The organism is Nocardia sp. NPDC003693 (genome assembly GCF_053981095.1).
The window spans coordinates 77,449-97,038 of sequence record NZ_JBSFNO010000016.1; the positions used below are offsets into that span (position 1 = coordinate 77,449).

The 19,590-nt window shown below is 71.5% G+C and carries 15 protein-coding genes; 10 read left to right on the forward strand and 5 right to left on the reverse strand.

What is annotated here, in order from left to right; translation table 11 throughout:
* Positions 1-10: 10 nt before the first annotated feature.
* From ACWDOP_RS19265 to ACWDOP_RS19280, 4 genes are all read left to right on the forward strand, one after another.
* A complete protein-coding gene (locus ACWDOP_RS19265) occupies positions 11-826 on the forward strand; it encodes an SDR family NAD(P)-dependent oxidoreductase (RefSeq protein WP_454203204.1) in 816 nt (271 codons plus the stop codon).
* 219 nt (positions 827-1,045) lie between these two features.
* Positions 1,046-1,948: an LLM class F420-dependent oxidoreductase gene (locus ACWDOP_RS19270; protein ID WP_456346190.1), complete on the forward strand. Its 903-nt coding sequence runs from the start codon at positions 1,046-1,048 to the stop codon at positions 1,946-1,948.
* Positions 1,945-2,289 carry a hypothetical protein gene (locus ACWDOP_RS19275; protein ID WP_456346191.1) on the forward strand — a complete coding sequence of 115 codons (345 nt, stop codon included), beginning with the start codon at positions 1,945-1,947 and terminating at the stop codon, positions 2,287-2,289. Before ACWDOP_RS19270 ends, ACWDOP_RS19275 begins: the two co-directional genes overlap by 4 nt.
* Complete coding sequence (locus ACWDOP_RS19280) at positions 2,286-2,873, forward strand: Dabb family protein (RefSeq protein ID WP_456346192.1); 588 nt, start codon at positions 2,286-2,288, stop codon at positions 2,871-2,873. The genes ACWDOP_RS19275 and ACWDOP_RS19280 overlap by 4 nt, the downstream gene beginning before the upstream one ends.
* A gap of 20 nt (positions 2,874-2,893) precedes the next feature.
* Here ACWDOP_RS19280 and ACWDOP_RS19285 read toward each other — a convergent pair whose 3' ends face one another.
* Entirely contained in the window at positions 2,894-4,510 is a 1,617-nt protein-coding gene (locus ACWDOP_RS19285) for an AMP-binding protein (RefSeq protein WP_456346193.1), read from the reverse strand.
* A 240-nt stretch (positions 4,511-4,750) separates the two neighbouring features.
* Here ACWDOP_RS19285 and ACWDOP_RS19290 point away from each other — a divergent pair, with 240 nt between their 5' ends.
* The gene (locus ACWDOP_RS19290; RefSeq protein ID WP_456346194.1) at positions 4,751-6,946 is read left to right on the forward strand and encodes a pyruvate, phosphate dikinase; all 2,196 of its coding nucleotides are present in this window, start codon (positions 4,751-4,753) and stop codon (positions 6,944-6,946) included.
* Positions 6,936-7,784, forward strand: a complete 849-nt coding sequence (locus tag ACWDOP_RS19295; RefSeq protein ID WP_456346195.1) for a tyrosine-protein phosphatase — start codon at positions 6,936-6,938, stop codon at positions 7,782-7,784. Before ACWDOP_RS19290 ends, ACWDOP_RS19295 begins: the two co-directional genes overlap by 11 nt.
* 18 nt (positions 7,785-7,802) lie before the next feature.
* On the opposite strand, the gene ACWDOP_RS19300 is transcribed toward ACWDOP_RS19295, so the two are convergent.
* Entirely contained in the window at positions 7,803-8,894 is a 1,092-nt protein-coding gene (locus ACWDOP_RS19300; RefSeq protein ID WP_456346196.1) for a winged helix DNA-binding domain-containing protein, read from the reverse strand.
* Positions 8,895-9,148: 254 nt separating this feature from the next.
* On the opposite strand from ACWDOP_RS19300, the gene ACWDOP_RS19305 reads away from it, so the two are divergent.
* Positions 9,149-10,615 (forward strand): FGGY-family carbohydrate kinase, encoded by a 1,467-nt coding sequence (locus ACWDOP_RS19305; protein ID WP_456346254.1) that lies wholly within the window; start codon positions 9,149-9,151, stop codon positions 10,613-10,615.
* Between the two features lie 112 nt (positions 10,616-10,727).
* Positions 10,728-10,898 carry a hypothetical protein gene (locus ACWDOP_RS19310; RefSeq protein ID WP_454203212.1) on the forward strand — a complete coding sequence of 57 codons (171 nt, stop codon included), beginning with the start codon at positions 10,728-10,730 and terminating at the stop codon, positions 10,896-10,898.
* A gap of 22 nt (positions 10,899-10,920) precedes the next feature.
* Here ACWDOP_RS19310 and xylB read toward each other — a convergent pair whose 3' ends face one another.
* The 3 genes from xylB to ACWDOP_RS19325 form a co-directional block, all read right to left on the reverse strand.
* Complete coding sequence (gene xylB / locus ACWDOP_RS19315; protein ID WP_456346197.1) at positions 10,921-12,309, reverse strand: xylulokinase; 1,389 nt, start codon at positions 12,307-12,309, stop codon at positions 10,921-10,923.
* A 16-nt stretch (positions 12,310-12,325) separates the two neighbouring features.
* Entirely contained in the window at positions 12,326-13,336 is a 1,011-nt protein-coding gene (locus ACWDOP_RS19320) for a zinc-dependent alcohol dehydrogenase family protein (RefSeq protein ID WP_456346198.1), read from the reverse strand.
* Between the two features lie 320 nt (positions 13,337-13,656).
* Positions 13,657-16,050, reverse strand: a complete 2,394-nt coding sequence (locus ACWDOP_RS19325; RefSeq protein WP_456346199.1) for a PEP-utilizing enzyme — start codon at positions 16,048-16,050, stop codon at positions 13,657-13,659.
* Between the two features lie 165 nt (positions 16,051-16,215).
* Between ACWDOP_RS19325 and ACWDOP_RS19330 the strand changes: the two genes are divergently transcribed.
* Positions 16,216-17,724, forward strand: a complete 1,509-nt coding sequence (locus ACWDOP_RS19330; protein WP_456346200.1) for an FAD-dependent oxidoreductase — start codon at positions 16,216-16,218, stop codon at positions 17,722-17,724.
* A gap of 94 nt (positions 17,725-17,818) precedes the next feature.
* The gene (locus tag ACWDOP_RS19335; RefSeq protein ID WP_456346201.1) at positions 17,819-19,576 is read left to right on the forward strand and encodes an alpha/beta hydrolase; all 1,758 of its coding nucleotides are present in this window, start codon (positions 17,819-17,821) and stop codon (positions 19,574-19,576) included.
* Positions 19,577-19,590 lie beyond the last annotated feature (14 nt).

Sequence of the window (19,590 nt, forward strand, 5' to 3'; positions counted from 1 at the left end):
GGGAAAGATCATGAAGGACTTCCACGGCAAGGTCGCCGTCATCACCGGTGCGGGCGCGGGCATCGGCCGCGCGCTGGCGGTCGAGCTGGCCAAGAACGGTGCGCACCTGGCACTGTCGGGCCGCAATCTCGAGAGTGTCGCCGAGACGGCGGCGCTGTGCGAGAAGGAGGGCGTCAAGGCCCGCGCGTACAAGCTCGACGTCACCGATCGCGCGGCGGTGTACGAGCACGCGGACGAGGTGGTCTCGGACTTCGGCAAGGTCAATATCGTCATCAACAACGCCGGCGTCTCGCTGACCGCCAACGTCGAGGACGTGACCTGGGAAGACTTCGAATGGATCTTCAACATCAATTTCTGGGGCACCGCGCACGGCACGAAGGCGTTCCTGCCGCACGTCGTCGCCTCCGGTGACGGCCACATCGCCAACGTGTCCAGCATGTTCGGCCTGGTGGCCTGCCCGAGCCAGAGCGGCTACAGCTCGTCGAAGTTCGCCATGCGCGCCTTCACCGACGCGCTGCGCCAGGAAATGATCATCGCGGGCAACAACGTCGGCGTCTCCAGCGTGCACCCCGGCATGATCAAGACCGAGATCGCCTGGAAGGCACGGGCTTCGGCCAACCGCGATCGGGACGCACTGGCCAAGAACTTCGACGGCCTGGCCAAGACCACGCCCGAGCAGTGCGCGCAGACCATTCTCAAGGGCATCCGGAAGAACGACCCGCTCATCCTGATCGGCACCGACGCCAAGGCGATGAACTGGATGCAGCGCCTGCTCGGCTCGGGCTACATGAAGCCGCTCACCGCGCAGATGCGCAAGGAGATCTGACCTCCGCCGCACGACCGCGCCCGCGCGGCCGGACGACCGTTGGCCGCACGCCCTTTCGGTGTGCGGCTAACGGTCGTTGTGCCGTTTGGGCAGCCCTGACCTGCGCATATCGCCGGTCTCGCTGATCGAGACCGGTCCTGTGTTGTGACGCCGGTAACACGGGAGCCTCGAAGAACGGCCCCGCTGGGAGGCCGGATTCTCGAACAACGGAGGCGGCTGATGCGCATCGGCATGCTCATGCCCTATCTCGACGGCCTGGTGACCTCGGGCGGATTCCTGCGCGAATTCGCTTCGGCCGCAGAGGAATGCGGGCTGGAATCGATCTGGACCGTGGAACACGTGGTGGTGGCCCAGGATTACGAGCCGCTCTACCCGTACTCCCCGGACGGCCGGATGCCCGGCGGCGATCTCGGAACGCCGATGACCGATCCGCTCGAGACCCTGGCGTTCGTGGCCGCGGCCTCGACGACCCTGCGGCTCGGCACCGCCATGGTGGTCGCGCCCCTGCACAGTCCCGTGGTGCTGGCCAAACGCGCCGCCATCCTGGACCGGTTGTCGGACGGCCGGTTGCTGCTCGGGCTCGGAACCGGCTGGCAGAAAGAGGAATACGCGGCGGTCGGCGTGCCCTTCGCCGATCGGGGCGGCCGCCTCGACGAGTGCATCGGCGCGATGCGGGCGCTGTGGACCCAGCATCCGGCCACCTATTCCGGCAAGCACGTGTCCTTCGAACGGCAGTTCTGCCTGCCCCGGCCCGAGCGGTCCATCCCGATCGTGCTGGGCGGCAACAGTCTTCCGGCCGTGCGGCGCGCGGCCCAGGTCGGCGACGGCTGGTTCCCGTACACCATCGGCGCGGACGACTTCGCGCGCGGCGCCGACCGGATTCGCGAGATCGCCACCGCCGCCGGACGTTCCGAGGACGCGGTGGAGATGACGATCTGGCCCGGGTCGTTCGACTTCACCCGGGAGTTCGACGCCGACTACGCGCGGCCCTATGTCGCGGCGGGGGCGAGCCGCCTCGTGCTCACCCCGCCCATGTTCGGCCCGGAATCGCTGCTGAACGGCGTGGAATCGCTTGCCGGATACGTGGATCGCTACCGCAACGACGTGGTGGCGGCGCTGTGAGCGCCGAGGCCGGGGTCCGGGTACTGGACCGGGTCGTCCTGCCCGCCGACCGGGTCGAGGACTGGCTCGCCGGCTGGCGCGCGGACTACGTGCCGGGCGCCTTCACCCGGGGGCTGCGCGCACCGCACGTCTGGCGCGCACACCTGGGCGCCGACGCGGTCGCCCTGCACATCGTCTGGGAACTGCCCGGCATCTACGACTTCTACGGCATGCGCGCGGCGGCCGGGGCGGATCCGGCGGTCGCCGAGTTCTGGGCGCGGACCGACGCGCTGGCGCTGGAACGGCAGCGGCACGTGCTGGCCGCGGGCGCGGAATCGGTCTCCGGAAGGGAAACGGCATGAGCCGCTGGATAATTCTGAGCGACGCGCCGACTACCGAACGCGACATCACAGAGCGTGCGGCGGCGGCCGCCGCGCTGCCCGGGGTGCGGCACTGCTCGGGCGGGGTGGACCTGCCCGGCAGCGCCGGTGGCCGCGGCGCGGTATGGGATCTGCACGCCGACCGCACGCCCGAGCAAGCCCTGCCCGGTCTGGACGGCGACGCGGTGCGGCTGGAACCGCTTCGCGCGCTGACGGTTCCACTCGGTGCGCCGGGCCGGATCAAGCGCACCCTGCTGCTCACGGTGCGCGCGGGCACGCCCGCCGCGGTGATCGCGCGCTTCGAAGCCGATCTCACGGCGATGCCCGGTCATATCGCCGCCATCAAATCCTGGTCGCTGAGCCGGGTGTCGGGCCACCCGCGCTGGACGCACGCCTGGGAGCAGGAGTTCGCCGACGCCGACGGGCTCAACGGCGACTATCTGCTGCACCCGTACCACTGGACGCACGTCGATCGCTGGTTCGACAGCGAGATCCCGGGCTCGATCGTGACCCCGGAGATCGCGCACCTGTATCGCCGGGCGGACGGGGCGGTGCTGGGGCAGTGAGCGCCCGCGGCCGCCGCCGCTCAGCGGGGGCCGCGCAACTGCTCCTTGAGGACCTTGCCGCCGGTGTTGCGGGGCAGGGCGCCGGTGAACACCACCTCGCGCGGAACCTTGTACCCGGCCAAGCGTTTCCGGGACCACTCGACGATCGCCGCCGCGTCGGCGGCCGCGGGATCGGCGGGCACCACCACGGCCCGGCCCACCTCGCCGAGCCTGCTGTCGGGGATGCCGACGACGGCTACGTCGCGAATCTGCGGGTGCCCGAGCAGGACCCGCTCTATCTCGGCCGGATAGGCGTTGAAACCGCCGACGATGAACATGTCCTTGAGGCGATCGGTGATGCGCAGGTACCCGTCGGCGCCGAGGTACCCGGCGTCGCCGGTGTGCAGGTACCCGTTGACGTCGATGACCGCCGCGGTCGCCGCGGGATCGTCGAGGTAGCCGAGCATCACGTTGGGACCCTTGACCAGGATCTCCCCGGGCTCACCCGGCGCGGTGTTGCCGCCGTCGGGGTTCACGATGCGAACGTGGGTGCCGGACAACGGCTTTCCCACCGTCTCGGTCAGCAATTCGATCGGCGCACCGGGCGGGCAGACCGAGACCACGCCCACCGATTCGGTGAGGCCGTAGGCGGTGAACACCGACGGCACCCCGAGTTCGGTGCGGACGCGCTCGACGAGTTCGGCGGGGATCGTCGCGCCCCCGGTGCCGGCCAGGCGCACCGAACCCAGCAGATAGTCACCGTGATCGCTGTTCAGCAGATCGGTGAAAAGCGTCGGTGGACCGGCGAGCACGCTGATGCGCTCGCTCTCGATGAGGCGCAGCGCCGGCTCCGGTTCGAACCGGGCCAGCGGCACCATGGTGGCGGTGCACAGCAGACAGGCGATGATCCCGGCCTTGTAGCCGAAGGTGTGCGAGAACGGATTCACCAGCAGGTAGCGATCGCGCGGCCGCAGCGTCACCGCCTCGGCCCACGCGGTGAACACCGCCAGGGTCTGCCCGTGGGTGGCCAGGACGCCCTTGGGTGCGCCGGTGGTGCCGGAGGTGAACAGGATGTCCGAGATCGAATCCGGGGTCACCTCCGCCACCCGGTCCTTCGCGGCCGAGGCGGGGATCACCTGGCCCGGGGCCAGGAAACCGGCCCACGAGCTGGTGTCCCAGTCCGCGGCGGTGTCGCCCGGAGCGTCGTCGAGCAGGATGAGGTGTTCGAGGTCGGGCAGCGGCCCGGCCGCGGCGAGCATGCCCGGGTAGTCGTTGCCCAGGAACTCCTGCACCGTGCAGACGGCCTTGGCCCGGGCGCGGGCCAGGATGTCGGCGGCCTCGGGACCCTTGAACCGGGTGCTGATCGGCACCAGCGTGGCCCCGGCCCCGAGCAGCCCGAGCGCGGCGACGATCCAGCGGTCGGTGTTGGGCGCCCACATCCCGACGCGGTCGCCGGTCTCGAGCCCCGAGGCGATGGCCGCGCGCGTGACCGCCGCCGCCTGTTCGGCCAATTCCGCGTAGGTCACTCGCCCCGTGGGCCCGGCTATCGCGACGGCGTCCGGATACCGCCGGGCACGGTCCGCCACGAGGGCCGGAATGGTGCTGATCGGGCCGGACGCCGAGCTTCCGCCGATGGATGCCGCATGCCGCCGATCCATTCGCCCATCCTGCCGCACCGCCCCCACCCGAATGCCCGTTTTTCGCGTGCCATCCCGGTGACCGGGCGTGCCATCGGCCCGCGTCGCGGGATTCCGCTGATCGGGATGCGGGTTGGGGGTGAGGGCGATCACCCGGCACGCTCGATGACAGGGATATTTCCGGTCGGCATATGCCCGATAGGCCGCGTTCGAGCGGTGAGCGCTGGAGTGCTGATGAATTCCGAACATCGAAGGAGTGACATGACCGCGGGAGCCGAGCTCGAGCAGCGACCCGACGTGGCCGAGCCGATCGCCGGCCCGGCCGGTGCCGCCGTGACCGTCGCCGAACTCGACGGCGCCTGCGGGTTGTCCCGCGAGCGCATCGGCGGCAAGGCGTGGAGCATCGACCACATGCGGGCCCTCGGCTTGCCGGTCCCGCCCGCCTTCGTCATCACCACCGACGCCTGGGCGGACTACACCCGGCGCGGGGTCATCGCCGACGAGATCTGGGAGCGGGTGCGCGCCGGCATCGCCATGATCGAGCGCGGGACCGGGCGCTCCTTCGGCGGCGCGCGGCGGCCGCTGCTGGTGTCGGTGCGCTCGGGTTCGGCCGTGTCCATGCCCGGCATGATGGACACGGTGCTCAACCTCGGCATGACCGACGAGGTGCAGGCCGCGCTCGCAGCCGAGACCTCGAATCCGGTGTACGCCAACGACACCCGCGATCGCTTCGTGCACCAGTACCGCGAGACCGTACTCGGCGCGGCGGACGGCGTCGTGCCCGCGGACCCGTGGCAGCAGCTGCGCGGCGCCATCGAGGCGGTGTTCCGGTCGTGGGATTCCGCGCGCGCCAAGACCTATCGCCGCAATCGCGGGGTGCCCGACGCGCTCGGCACCGCGGTCACGGTGCAGGCCATGGTGTTCGGCAACCTCGACGAGCGCTCCGGCACCGGCGTGCTGTTCAGCCGCAACCCCAACACCGGCGACGGCCCGGTCTACGGCGAGTGGCTGGTGGGCGGACAGGGTGAGGACGTGGTCTCGGGCCGCCTGACCCCGCGCCCGCTCGCCGACCTGGCCGCGACCCAGCCCGCGGTGCACGCGCGCCTGATCGCCGCCACCGAACTGCTCGAACGCGACGGCCGCGATATGCAGGACATCGAGTTCACCGTGGAATCGGGCACGCTGTGGATGCTGCAGTCGCGCCCGGCCAAGCGGACCGCGCGGGCCGCCACGCGTGCGGCCGTGGCCATGGTCGCGGAGGGCCTGATCGATGCCGGGGAGGCCCTGGATCGGGTCACCGCCGACCAGGTGCGCGAGGTGCTGCGCCCGGCCACGGGTGACACCGCCGGGCACGAGCCGCTCGCGCGCGGTGAATCCGCCTGTCCCGGACTGGCTTCGGGTGTGGTCGTGGTCGATCCCGACGAGGCCGAGGCGCGCGCCGAGGCCGGCGAGGACGTCATCCTGGTGCGCCCCACCACCAGCCCGGACGATCTGCACGGCATGATCGCCGCGCGCGCGATCGTCACCGAGCTGGGCGGGACCACCTCGCACGCCGCGCTGGTGAGCCGGGAACTGGGACGGCCCTGCGTGGTCGGCTGCGGTCCGGGCGTCGTGGCCGCGCTGGCCGGCCGGACCGTCACCGTCGACGGCGGTGCGGGACTGGTGCTTTCGGGTCAGATCACCGCCAAGCCCGTCGAGCAGAGCGTGCTCGACGACGTGGCGCGGCTGGCCGAGTGGGCGGGCGTGGAGCCTGCGGCGCTGGCCGACCGGCTCGAACAGCGTTCCGGCGCAACGGAAGACATCGGCACCGACGGCGCGCCGGGCGCGGCTCCGGTGGACGTGCCCGTCACCGAGCTGGCACTGCTGCGGCTCGTCGGCATCAAGGGCCGGGTGAGCGCGGAGAACCTGGCCGCGAGCCTGGGCGCGGACGCCGCCGACATCATCGCGCACTGCGAGGGCCTGGTCGCCGCCGGACTGTGCGCGACCACCCCGGCCGGTTTCCGGCTCACCCCCGAGGGGCGTCCCCGGCTGGCGGAGCTGCTCGAGGCCGAGCGCGCGAGCGTCGACCACGCCGCGCTCACCGCCGCCTACGACGAATTCTGCGGCTACAACGCCGATCTCAAGGTGGTCATCACCGACTGGCAGATGAAGGATCCGGCGACGGTCAACGATCACGCCGACGCCGACTACGACGCGGCGGTGCTGGCGCGCCTGGCCGCCACCCACCGGGCCCTGCGCCCGCTGGTGCACCGGCTCGGTGGCCTGGCGCCGCGCCTGGTCCGCTACACCGATCGCCTGGACCGGGCCGTCGAGCGCATCGCCGAGGGCGACCTCACCTACGTCGCCCGGCCCATCATGGACAGCTATCACACCGTGTGGTTCGAATTGCACGAGGATCTGATCGGCCTGTGCGGTCTGACCCGCGCCGAGGAAGCGGCGGCCGGCCGTGCCCACTGATCCCGTACTCGCGCCGTCGGTATCCACCGACCCCGTGCCCACCGACTCCGCCGCCCGCCATTCCCCAGCGTCCCCTGCCGCGGCGGACCGGCGATGGGTGGAGTTCGCCCAGATCGACAACGTGCGCGATCTGGGCGGACTCCCCGTAACCGGGGGCGGGACAACCCGTTTCGGCATGGTCTTCCGCTCCAGCACCCTGCAGCAGGCCACCGAGTCGGACCTGGCGCGCCTGCTCGGCCCGCTGGGGCTGCGCACGGTCATCGACCTGCGCCTGCCCGACGAGGTCGACCGCGAGGGCTACGGCCCGATCGCGGGCACCGAGATCCGCATCGCGGGACTGCCCATCCGCAAGTCGCCGCAATCCTCGCTGGCGGCACGGGATCTGGTGCCCGACAAGACGCGCGTCGATCTGACCGACCTGTACGGTCAGCTGCTGGCGGGCAGCGCCGAGCACATCGTCGAAGCGGTCCGCCTCATCATCGATCCCGAGCGCCGCTCGGTGCTGTTCCACTGCGCCGCGGGCAAGGACCGCACGGGCGTGCTGGCCGCGGTGCTGCTGGACGCCGTCGGCGTGGACCACGAGGCCATCGCACACGACTACGTCCTGACCAACGAGCGGATGCAGCGGGTGCGGGACCGCCTGAACGCGCTGCCCTCCTACACCGGCCTGCCCCCGGCCAATACCGGGATCCTGGCCATCACCCCCGAGGTTATGCTCGGTTTCCTGCGCAATCTGCACGCCGACCACGGCGGCGCCGCGGCCTGGCTGCTGGCCAACGGCCTGACGACGGAGGAACTCGCGAGCCTGCGCGAAACCCTTGTGGTGCAACCGAACTGACCTGCGGCGGGTAGCGGCCTATCGCGGTTCGACGACGACCTTGCCTTCTTCCCCCAAGGCGATCGTCGGCAGCAGGGCGTGGGCCTCGGCCTCCACCTGTTCGCGGGCGCCGGGGGCGAAGGGGTGCCACGGCGTGATGCGAACGGTCGAGCCCTCCACCGCCCACGAGCCGTGCACGAAACCGTCCACCAGGTACATCGGCACGCCCGCCGAGGCGATCCGGTTGATCCGGGCGCGGTCCGCGTCGCTGATGATCCGGCGGCGATCCTTGTGCCCGAGGGCGGCGTTGTCGAACGCGGGCAGCAGCCGGACCGGAACCGGCAGGTCCGCGTCGGCCAGCGGCGCGTCCGGCAGATCGAAGAGTTCGCGGCCGGTGTCGTCGCGGTACACCCGCAGGCCCGGCCGCAGACGGGCGACGACCGCCGCGAGGCGGGTCACCCCCGACCACGCCTGCATGTCGGCGACGCTCGCGGGTCCGAAGGCGGCCAGGTAGCGCCGGATCAGGGTCTCCGGATCCGGCGCGTCGTGCACGGGCTCGCCGGTCCAGTCCTGTGCGAGCGTGACCGAGACGTACCGGTTGCGCCACGCGCCCCACACCCCGGCGGTGTGGTCGTGGACGAGCGGCAGGACCAGCCCCAGTGCCTGGGCGAGCCGTCCGGGATGCGGGCTCGGGAAGTGCTCGGCGAGTTCGCGCCCCAGCTCGCGGCGCGAGAGCGTGCGCCCGGCGAGCAATCGCGCTCCCACGGAACGGAATTCGTCGCGGTCCGTCGCGCCCAGCGCCTCCTGGAAGTACGCGGCGGTGTACAGCTGTTCGACGGCCGGGCGCACCGTCGGGTACAGCCACCGGTAGTCCGCCGCGTCGGCGAGATGCACCGTGCGCCGGATCATGGTGGAGCGCACCACGGTTCGATCGCGCAGCAACCCCTCCAGCTCGTCGTTGCGGAAGTCGGTGAGCCGGGACCACAGTCCGACGTACGGCCAGTTCGGTTCCTGGCCCTGCACCGCGACCAGCCGGCGGACGAGGTCGGCGGCGGACATGTCGGCGCGCTCGACGAGCGACTGGCGCAGCAGCAGGGTCCGGTTCAGTGTGCGGAGCGAGATTTCCGTCATGGGATCAGTGTCTCCGGGGATTAGGACAGGGTGTGTCCTATCTCGGCGGAGCAGACCGATCTTCCGGATTCGGGCATGTCACGGGGACGGAGCTGGGATTCTGAGGGGGAGTCGAGAGTCCACCCACCGCGGGGAGGCAAGGCATTGGCCCGAATCGGCACCACCCTCGTCACCGATCATCCCCGCCCGGCGGCGGACAGCCGCCCGGGCGAGATCCCGGACAGCGGTCGTCGTCCGACCCGCCCGTGGCGATCATGCTGCTCGGCATAGACATCGGCACCTCGGCGTCGAAGGGCGTCCTGGCCGACCATCGCGGCCGCGTCGTGCGGCGCTCCGAGCGTTCGCACGCGGTGTCCATGCCCCGGCCCGGCTGGGTCGAGCACGACGCCGAGGCCGTGTGGTGGGCGGACTTCCGGTCGATCGCGCGCGAGCTGACCGAGGACGGCCCGCCCGTCGACGCCCTCGCGGTGAGCGGTATCGGGCCCTGCCTGCTGCCCGCCGACGAGCACGGGCTGCCGCTGCGCCCGGCCATCCTGTACGGCGTCGACACCCGCGCCGGCATCGAAATAGCCGAGCTGACCGACGAACTGGGCGCGGACACCGTGCTCGAGCGCTCCGGCTCGCCGCTGACCAGCCAGGCCGTCGGGCCCAAACTGCGCTGGCTGGCCCGGCACGAACCGCAGGTCTGGAAAGACACGCGCATGCTGCTGATGGCGAGTTCCTTTCTGGTGCACCGGCTCACCGGCCGCTATGTCCTGGATCACCAGTCGGCGAGCCAGTGCGTGCCCATGTACGACCTGGCGGCCCGCGACTGGGCCCGGGACTGGGCCGATTCGGTCGCTCCCGGCCTGCCGCTGCCCGAATTGGCCTGGCCCACCGAGATCGTCGGCCACCTCACCGCGCGGGCCGCGGCCGAAACCGGTCTGCCCGCCGGACTGCCGGTCACCACCGGCACCATCGACGCCTGGGCCGAGGCGGCGGGCATCGGCGCCCGCGATCCCGGCGACACCATGATCATGTACGGCACCACGCTGTTCCTGACCCAGGTGCTGACCGCGCCGCGACCGCATCCCGGACTGTGGACCACCTGCGGAACCCGCCCCGGCACATACACTTCCGCCGCGGGCATGGCGACCTCCGGCGCGGTCACCGACTGGTTGCGCACCCTCGTCGGCGGGGTGTTCGGCGAACTCACCGCCGACGCGGCCGCGGTGCCACCCGGTAGCCGCGGGCTGCTGGTGCTGCCCTACTTCGCCGGCGAGCGCACGCCGCTGTTCGATCCCAGCGCGCGCGGGGTGATCGCCGGGCTCACCCTGAGCCACGGTCGCGCCGAGCTCTATCGCGCGGTGCTGGAGGGCATCGGCTACGGCGTCCGCCACAACCTCGAGGCCATGACCGACGCGGGCGGTCGGGCGACCCGATTGATCGCGGTGGGCGGCGGCACCCGGGGCGGGCTGTGGACCCGCATCGTCTCCGATATCACCGGTCTGCCTCAGCAATTGCCGGCCGAGACCATCGGCGCGGCGCTGGGCGACGCTCTGCTCGCGGCCGAGGCCCTGGGCCTGCCCACCGCCGACTGGAACCCGATCGTCGCCACCGTCGATCCCGACCCGGCGCACACCGCGCAGTACGACAGGTACTACCGGCACTACCGCACCCTCTACGAAACCACCCGCGCCACCGCTCATTTCCTGGCCGCCGAACAGCACCGCGCGTCCTGACCGCCGCCGCGAGACGTGTCCGATTTATTCCTTTTCGGCATGGTGCGCGGTGGGTTGCTCCGCGATCGCGGAACGCAGGACAGCGGGACCCGGAGGTGATACAACTTGCGCCGTGGCATGGACGTTGCGGCTCAACGCTGATCAAGAAGCTGCGCTGAGCGCGCAGGCGGTAGTCGAAGGGCGGTCGAAACAGGAGATCGCCCGGGATGCCGTGCGCACCTACCTGGAACGGCATGGCACCTGGGACGAATTCCTCTCCGACGACCCGGTGGTCTTCGGCTGAGCACGGTGTGATCCGGCCCGGCTCACGGGTAGTACTGATTGCGTATCTCGGCGTAGCGCTCGCGCACGGCCGCCCCCAGCCCCGCGGCGGGAGCGTGGAACTCGGTCGCCTGCGGTGCGGGCCACCGCGGCGGTCGCGGACCACCGCGCAGCGCCCAGGCCGCCTGCCGGGCGGCACCCAGGGCCACGTACTCGTTGGCGTGCGGGACCGTCACGGTGCGGCCGAAGATCGTCGCGGCCGCGTGCGCGATCAGCCGCGAGCGCGCCGCGCCGCCGATCAGCAGAACGCGCCGCGGCGTGGTGGGTAGCCGGTCGAAGGCCTCGGCGATGTTGCACAGCATGCCCTCGATGGCCGCGCGCGCCAGATGGTGCGGGCGCATGGTGGCCGGGCGCAGCCCGTGCAGACTCGCGGTGGCGTGCGGCAGATTCGGCGTCCGCTCCCCGGCCAGATACGGCAGCAGCGTGAGACCGTCGGCGCCCGCGGGTGATTGCGCCGCCAGCACCTCCAGCCCGGAGATGTCGGTGCCCAGCAGCGTCGCGGTGGCGTCCAGCACCCGGGCCGCGTTGAGCGTGCAGACCAGCGGCAGGAACGCGCCGGTGGCGTCGGCGAAGCCGTTGACCGCCCCCGACGGGTCGATGCTCGGCGCGGCGGACCGGGTGAACACCGTGCCGCTGGTGCCGAGCGAGACCACCACGTCCCCGTCCGCGATGCCCAAACCCAGTGCGGCGGCGGCATTGTCGCCGGTGCCCGCCGCCACCACGCGCCCGCCGGGCGTGTGCCCGGCGACCCCGGCGGGTTCCAGTACACGCGGCACCTCGGGGGTGCGCCCCCGGAATGCCAGCGACAGCAGATCGGGCCGGTAGCTGCCCGCGCCCGGGGACCAGTAGCCCGTTCCGGAGGCGTCGCCGCGATCGGTGGTCGGCGCGTGCGCGGGATCACCGCCGCGCAGTCGCCAGGTCAGATAGTCGTGCGGCAGCAGTACGCGCACGGTCCGATCGGCGAGGTCGGGCTCGTTGTCGGCGAACCAGCGCAGTTTGGCGACGGTGTGCGCGGCCAGCGGTACGCTGCCCACCGCGTCGGCCCAGGCCTGCGGCCCGCCGAGTTCGCGGACCAGCTGACCCGCGGCCTCGGCCGAGCGAGTGTCGTTCCACAGCAGGGCGTCCCGCACCGGATGCCCGGCGGCGTCCAGGACGACCAGCCCGTGCTGCTGGCCCGCGACGGCGATCGCCTCCACGTCGCGCATCATGCGATCGCAGGCGGATCTGAGCGCCTCCCACCACAGCGCGGGCGCGACCTCGGTGCCGTCGGGATGCGCGATCTGCCGCTGCCGCAATACCGTTCCGGTATCGGCGTCGCACACCACGATTGTGCAGGATTGCGTCGAAGAGTCCACTCCGGCAACGACCGTCATTGGTCCCTACCCGTCTCTATCGCGCCGGGCCCCGTCCGGGACGCAGCTGGATCTTACGGCCCGTGCCGGCGCGGAAAGCGCGCAGCGCGTCACCGAATTCGTCGAGCGCGAAATCGTGGGTGATCATGGTGTCGGCGTCGATGACGCCTTCGCCCATGAGATCCACGGCCCGCCCGAAACTGTGCAGGACCGCCATCGAACCGACGATGGTGATCTCGTCGTTGTAGATGCGAAAGGGCGAGACACTCGCTCGCGCGTCCGCAGGTGCAACCCCGAATTGCTGATAGGTGCCGCCACGCCGCACCCGGGACAAGCCATCCTCCATGGCGGAAACCGTTCCGCTGCACTCGATGACGACCTCCCAGCCCTCGGGCCGGTCCATGTCGTCCGCGTCCGTGGTCGCCGCGTCCGCGCCGAGCCGGCGGGCCACCGCGAGCCGGTCGACGTTGGTGTCGACCATCGACACCGACCCCGCGCCCGCCGCGCCGGCCAACTGCAGCATGAGCAGGCCCATGGTGCCCGCGCCGTAGATCAGATAGTGCGCGCCGAGCCGCCTCGGCAACACGTCGAATCCGTGCACCGCGCACGAGAGCGGTTCCGCCAGTGCGCCCTGCACGGCGGAGATGTGCCCGGGTAGCCGATAACAGTTGGCGGCGGGCACTTTCACGTACTCGGCCATGGCGCCGTCGACGGTATCGCCGATCGCGCCCCAGTTTTCGCAGAGATTTCCGCGACCGATCGCGCAGTAATGACAACGCCCGCAGAACAGCGAGGGATCGACCGCGACCCGATCACCGATCCGGACCCCGACGGTATCGGCACCGAGTGCCACTACCTCCCCGGCGAATTCGTGCCCGGGGATGATGGGATAGGGCGTCGGCGGGAATTCGCCCGCCACGATATGGATATCGGTTCCGCATATCCCGACCGCGTCCACCCGCACGACCGCTTCCCCCGCGCCGGGCGTGGGATCCGGCACCGTTTCGACCGAGAACTGTCCGGGCTTCTCGACCAGCAACGCGCGCATAGCAATACCATGCACCCGATCACCGTGAGTTCGACGCGTTTTACGCAATAGCAATCGTATTCGTGACTGGGTTTCGACGCGATTACGAGCGGGCGGAGGTGAATGGGTGTCGCGGGGTGTGTTCGATACCGGTGGACAGCGACGCCGAAATGTCGAGTGCCGCCGGAAAATGCGCCGGGCACGCGAATGCCGGCGCCGTTCCGGGAGGACGACGCCGGCATTCGGTGGCACCACCCGCGCGCCCGGCCGGTCCCGGGGGAACCGGCCGCGGCGCACGATCGGCGAACGCCCGGCACGAGCCCGCGCCGGGCGAGCGGTCGCTACTCGGCGTCGGCGAGCAGGGTGATGGTGCCGGCCGCGCCGTCCACCCGGACGCGCTGGCCGTCCCGCAGCGCGGTGCTCGCGGTCTTGGTGTCCACGACGCACGGAACGCCGAACTCGCGCGCCACGATCGCGGCATGCGAAGCGGCGCCGCCGATGTCGGTGACCACCGCGCCCGCGTAGCCGAACATCGCGGTGTGCCCGGTATCGGTGACCGAGGCGACCAGAATGTCGCCGGGCTCGATGTCGTCGTCGATCGAGAGGACGAGCTTGACCGTGCCCTCGACCACGCCGGGGCTCACGCCGAGCCCGGACAGGCTCTCGCCGACCGGCAGCGCGCCCGAGATCTCCTCCGGCTCCCAGTCGCCGTTGATCACGTCGGGCATGCGCACGCCCTGGTAGCGAATGCGCTCGGCGCGCCGGCGGGCCACGCGCTCGGCCATATCCGCCGGGGCCCAGAGGATTTCGTCGAGGGTCAGGAACGCGGAGTCCTCGATCTCGGTCAGCCTGCCCGCCTTGACCAGCCGGGCCGCGCGTTCCTGGGTGACCAGGCGCAGGCAGTGGGTCACCCGGACCACCGCGTCGCGGGCGCGCTCGCGGTAGACCGTCGCGCCGACCGCCATCTTGGCGGTGCGGCTCGTCGGCTCGGCGACCGGTTCCCGCTGCGGCGCGGGCATTTCCGCGGCGCGACCGGCCGCGGTCACCAGGAGTTCGGGGCGATCGCCGAAGGTGGCGTTGATCAGCTCGCACTCACCCGGGCCGCGATGGCCGATGCGGGCGAGTTCCTCGTCCAGGGCGCGGGCGAACTCCGCCGACTTCTCCCGGGCGGCGGCCACGTCACCGCTCTTGGCCACACCCTGCAGCCCGGAATCCTTGCGGCACAGCGCCGCCAGGCGTTCCACGGCCAGCATGGTCCGGGCGGACTCGAGGCGCTCGAGGTTGATCTTCACCTCGCCCTTGTGCGCGGCGGTGGCCGCGCCGGTCATCATGACGCCGATGGAGGCGGCCATCCAGCCCTGGTTCAGGCGGTCCCGCCACAGCAGCGCGCGGGCGTGCAGCTGCTCGTCGGTGAGCTCGGAGATCGCGTCCCGGTCCAGGGCCTCCGTGCGCGCGGCGGCGTTGATGAGCTCGGCGGTCTTGCTGTAGCTCAGCGCGGTCGAGGCCACGCGGCCCAGCGCCTTGAAGGTGCCCAGCCGGGCGCCGAGACCGCTCGACATGGCCGGGCGGCCCTTGGGATGCAGCTCCACGTCGCCGATCGCGCCGTACACGTCGCGGCGCACGCTCTCCTCGTCCCAGCCCGGCATGTTCTCCGCGGAGAAGACGCCGATCGAGGCGTTGATGTACATGTGGTGGCCCATGACGCCGGTGACCCGGGAAACCCAGTGCTCGAGCGCGACGCCCTCGATGGCGATCATGTGGCCCATGGCCTCGTTGCCGAGCCGGATCGCGCCCGCCTGCAGATCGATGGTGAGCGGGGTCAGCGGGCCGGGCAGCGCCTCGGAAGTGTTGGTGGCGGTGAACACCGGGATGCGATCGTCGAGCAGATCGTCGAACTCGCCCTGCAGGCCCGCCGGCGCGGAGGCCCGGAGCTGATACCCGTCCGAGGTGGGGGCGTTCTGCGGCACCACGTGCGCGGGCAGCGGGATCGCGCCGCGCCGGTTCTTCATGCCCGAACTGCTCGACACCCGCCCGTGCAGACCGCGCGCCACGTCCTCGACGGTCTCGCGGGCGGTCCAGCCGTAGCGGAAGCCCCAGTCGTCCCGGGCGGCAGCGGTGTCCACGACCGCGCGGCCCGCGGCCGAACGGCCCAGCCACGCGGTGTATTTCACGCCCGCGTCCTTCAGCGTGCGGCGCACGTCGTCGCCGGACACCTCACCGGGCGCGGCCAATCCGACCGTGCCGCCGCGCTGGGACAGCGCGGCCAGCACCAGGAAGCGTTCGAAGTCGTCGTAGTGCAGAACCTGCATGGCCCCCGCGCCGCGCGCACCCGCGAGGCTTTCCAGTACCCGCCAGCTGCCGCCGTCGATACGGCGCCCGGCGATCAGCGCGGTACGCACGATCAGCGCGTCCGCGCCGCTGGCGGCCACGGCCCGCTCGACCGTCGAATTCGATTCCGCCACAACCGGAACCACGAGCCGGACGCCGGCGTCACGCGCCGCGGTGGCGATCGCGCCGACCGGGGCCTGCGCCAGGTGGAGCACCGCGTCGGTCCCGGCGACGGCGCGCGCGGCGAGTTGCGCGTCGGCCGGATCACCGGCGATCTGCTCCACGCGCGGGTCCACGTAGCGATTGCGCTGCCGGTCCAGGCCGATGACCTCGTGCCCGGCCGCCAGCAGCATGCGCGCTACGGAACGACCGCTCGGCTCGGTGACTCCGGTGACCAGAATCCGCATTGACTCTCCTCCTCGTGAGGCGTCCCCAACCAACGTGACGCCGTTCACACACCGTCCCTGCTGCCAGGCCCGGGACAGGCTCGCAGTCCCGTTCAACGGGATACCGGAATCGGTCAGCAAGATGCCGCGCTATATCCCGGGGGTGCGAGCGGGCACCGTCGAGACATGACAGTGCGTGATTCGGTGCGGCCGCTGGCCGCGAGCGAGGTTGGCGAGTACGACGTCGAGACCGAGGTGCTGGTCGTCGGCTACGGCGCGGCGGGCGCGTCGGCGGCGTTCGAGGCCGCGCGGGCGGGTGCGCGGGTCCTGGTGCTCGATCGCGCCGGCGGGCCGGGCGGGGCCTCGGCCATGTCCGGCGGCGAGATCTATCTCGGCGGCGGCACGCCGATCCAGCGCGCGTGCGGCTTCGAGGACACCCCCGAGGCGATGGCGGCCTTCCTGACCGCGGCCCTGGGCGCGGGCGCGGACGCGGCCAAGATCGAGGCGTACTGCGCGGGCAGCGTCGAGCATTTCGGCTGGCTCGTCGATCGCGGCGTGCCGTTCAAGCCGACCCTGTGGGACGCCCCGACCTGGGTGCCGCCCACCGACGACGGGCTCATGTGGCTGGGCGAGAACAGCTGGCCCTTCACCGAACTCGCGACCCCGGCCCCGCGCGGGCACCGGCCCACCGCCAACGACTTCGGCGGCAGGCTGCTCATGGACTGCCTGACCGAGGCGGCCGAAACCGCCGGCGCCACAGCGCTGTTCGACGTGCACGCCGACGCGCTCATCGTCGAAGACACCGGCGCCGTGGTCGGTGTCGTCGCGCGCCGCTACGGTCGGGAACTGCGAATCCGCGCCCACCGCGGGGTCGTGCTCACCACCGGCGGCTTCGTCGACAACGACGACATGCTCGCCGCGCACGCCCCGCAACTGCTCGGGCACACCAGGGTCAGCGCGGGCACCGACGACGGCAGCGGCATCCGCATGGCGCAGGCCCTGGGCGCGGCCGTGCGGCACATGTCGGCGGGCCAGGTCGGCATGTCGCTGATCCCGGGACTGGCCGCGCGCGGCATGGTCGTCAACGCGCGCGGGCAGCGCTTCATGAACGAGGACACCTATCCGGGCCGCATCGGCCAGGCCGCGCTGTACCGCCAGAACATGGGCGGCGCGTGGGCGGGCGGTGACACCGCGGTGTGGGTCATCGTCGACGAGGAAGGCTTCGAGGCCGTTCCCGAATCCCAGCGCTGGGGCGTGCGACCGCACCAGGTCGCCGAAACCCCCGAGGAGCTGGCGGAACTCACCGGCCTGCCGGTCGGCTCGCTGACCGACACCATCCGCCGCTACAACGAATTCGCCGAGCGCGGAACGGATCTCGACCACCACAAGGCGGCCCGCTGGCTCCGCCCGCTCACCCCGCCGTTCGCCGCCATCGACGTCAAGGCGGGCGTGCGCCCGCCGTCCGAGTCCGGAAACCGCAGGGGCACCGGCGCGTCGGTCTTCACCCTCGGCGGTCTGCACACCGACCTCGACGGCCACGTCCTGAACCTGGACGGCACGCCGATCCCGGGCCTGTACGCCGCCGGCCGCGCCGCCAACGGCCTGCACGGGTTCGGCTACATCTCCGGCACCTCCCTGGGCGACGGCACCTTCTTCGGCCGTCGCGCGGGAGTGGCGGCCGCCGCCCGGGCCTGAACCCGACGGGTCGAGTCGGACGTATGTCCGGCAGTAGCTGATCGGTTGCGTGTCGCGGGGCCGAATTCGTGCGGGCGGCGGGAAGACTCGGGTCATGACGACCGTGCCTCAGTCGAGTCCGTCGCTGCCGCAGCGCCTGCTGGGCGTGCTCAGCGCGGCCGAGCACGCCATCAGGCCGAACTACACCGGGGTGGTGATCGGCGCGATCTTCTTCGCCTGGTCGGTCTCGCCCTCGCTGCTGCCGCGCAGCTGGATCTTCCAGGGCCTGGTCAGCGGTATCAGCGCGGTGATCGGTTACGGGGTCGGCTGCGTGCTCGAGTGGGCGTTCCGCAAATGGGCCTGGCCGCGCATCCCCGCCCGCACCCGCGCCCGGGTGCGACTGGCCCAGCCCGGCGACCGGATCCGCCAGATCGTCAAACTGGTGATCGTGCTCGGCGCGGCCCTGGGCGCGGCCGCGATCCTGGCGCGGTCGGCGCGCTGGCAGCGGGATCTGGAAGTCCTCATGGGCATGGAACCGACCGAGACCTCCAGCTATCTGCGCACGGAACTGGTGGCCGCGGCGACCGTCGCGTTCGTCATCGCGCTGTTTCGCCTGGTGCGCTGGCTGATTCGCACCATCGTGCGGGTGCTGAACATCGACTGGCACATCCCGCGCGCGATCGCGCTGCCCGCCGGCGTCGTGGTCGTGGTCGTCCTCAGCGTGCTGCTGTTCCAGGGCGTGCTGGCCAAAGGCTTCTTCTCCGTGGCGAATTCGGCGTTCAGCGTGCGCAACAGCAACACCTCACCGGCCGCGGTGCAGCCCACGCAGCCCGAACGCTCGGGCAGCCCGGGCTCGCTCGCGCCGTGGGACACCCTCGGCTCGGAGGGGCGCTGGTTCGTCTCCTTCGTCCCGACCGCCGAGCGCATCGCCCAGGTCACCGGTGCGCCCGCGCGCGAGCCCATTCGCGTCTACGCCGGACTCGAATCCGCCGAGGATCCCGAGGCCATCGCCGACCTCGTGGTCAAGGAGCTGGACCGGACCCGAGCGTGGGAGCGCAAGGTGCTGGTCATGGTGACCACCACCGGCACCGGCTGGGTGGACTCCACCACCGCCGAATCCATCGAGTACATGTACGGCGGCGACTCCGCCATCGCCGCCACCCAGTACTCGTACCTGCCCAGCGTGCTGTCGTTCCTGTCGGACAAGTCCAAGGCCGCCGAGGCCGGCCGCCTGCTCGTGCACGCGGTCCACGAGCGCTGGGCGCAGCTGCCGCCGGACGCCCGGCCGAAACTGCTGGTCTACGGCGAGAGCCTGGGCTCGCAGGGTTCCGAGGCCGCCTTCACCGGACTCGACGACATCCGCACCCTGGTGGACGGCGTGCTGTGGGTGGGCCCGCCGAACTCCAACCGCATCTGGAGTCAGCTCACCACCCGCCGCGATCCCGGCACCCCCGAGATCCTGCCCATCTACGCCGACGGACTCATCGTGCGCTTCGCCGCCGACGCCGCGAATCTGAATCGCCCGGGCGGGCCGTGGGTCGATCCCCGCATCGCCTACCTGCAGCACGCGTCGGATCCCATCGTCTGGTGGTCGCCGGATCTGCTGTTCGAGCAACCGGATTGGCTGAAGGAGCCGCGCGGCTCGGATGTCTCCAAATCCATCCGGTGGTGGCCGGTGGTGACCTTCTGGCAGGTCAGCGCGGATCTGGCGCACGCGCAGAAGGTGCCGTCCGGGCACGGTCACCGCTACGGCACCCTGGTGCTGGACGGCTGGACCGCGGTGACCCAGCCCGAGAACTGGAATCCCGAGCTCGAGGCCCGCATCCGCCAGGCCCTGAACGAGGACTCCGACTGGGAGATCGAGCACAAGTAGCCGGGCGATCGCTG

Bases quoted from the DNA above. Each gene is read 5' to 3' on its own strand.
- ACWDOP_RS19290 (WP_456346194.1), top strand. From the start codon at position 4,751: ATGACCGCGGGAGCCGAGCTCGAGCAGCGACCCGACGTGGCCGAGCCG.
- ACWDOP_RS19300 (WP_456346196.1), bottom strand. From the start codon at position 8,894: ATGACGGAAATCTCGCTCCGCACACTGAACCGGACCCTGCTGCTGCGC.
- ACWDOP_RS19280 (WP_456346192.1), top strand. From the start codon at position 2,286: ATGAGCCGCTGGATAATTCTGAGCGACGCGCCGACTACCGAACGCGAC.
- ACWDOP_RS19330 (WP_456346200.1), top strand. From the start codon at position 16,216: ATGACAGTGCGTGATTCGGTGCGGCCGCTGGCCGCGAGCGAGGTTGGC.
- ACWDOP_RS19285 (WP_456346193.1), bottom strand. From the start codon at position 4,510: ATGGATCGGCGGCATGCGGCATCCATCGGCGGAAGCTCGGCGTCCGGC.
- xylB (WP_456346197.1), bottom strand. From the start codon at position 12,309: ATGACGGTCGTTGCCGGAGTGGACTCTTCGACGCAATCCTGCACAATC.
- ACWDOP_RS19335 (WP_456346201.1), top strand. From the start codon at position 17,819: ATGACGACCGTGCCTCAGTCGAGTCCGTCGCTGCCGCAGCGCCTGCTG.
- ACWDOP_RS19265 (WP_454203204.1), top strand. From the start codon at position 11: ATGAAGGACTTCCACGGCAAGGTCGCCGTCATCACCGGTGCGGGCGCG.
- ACWDOP_RS19325 (WP_456346199.1), bottom strand. From the start codon at position 16,050: ATGCGGATTCTGGTCACCGGAGTCACCGAGCCGAGCGGTCGTTCCGTA.
- ACWDOP_RS19320 (WP_456346198.1), bottom strand. From the start codon at position 13,336: ATGCGCGCGTTGCTGGTCGAGAAGCCCGGACAGTTCTCGGTCGAAACG.
- ACWDOP_RS19305 (WP_456346254.1), top strand. From the start codon at position 9,149: ATGCTGCTCGGCATAGACATCGGCACCTCGGCGTCGAAGGGCGTCCTG.
- ACWDOP_RS19270 (WP_456346190.1), top strand. From the start codon at position 1,046: ATGCGCATCGGCATGCTCATGCCCTATCTCGACGGCCTGGTGACCTCG.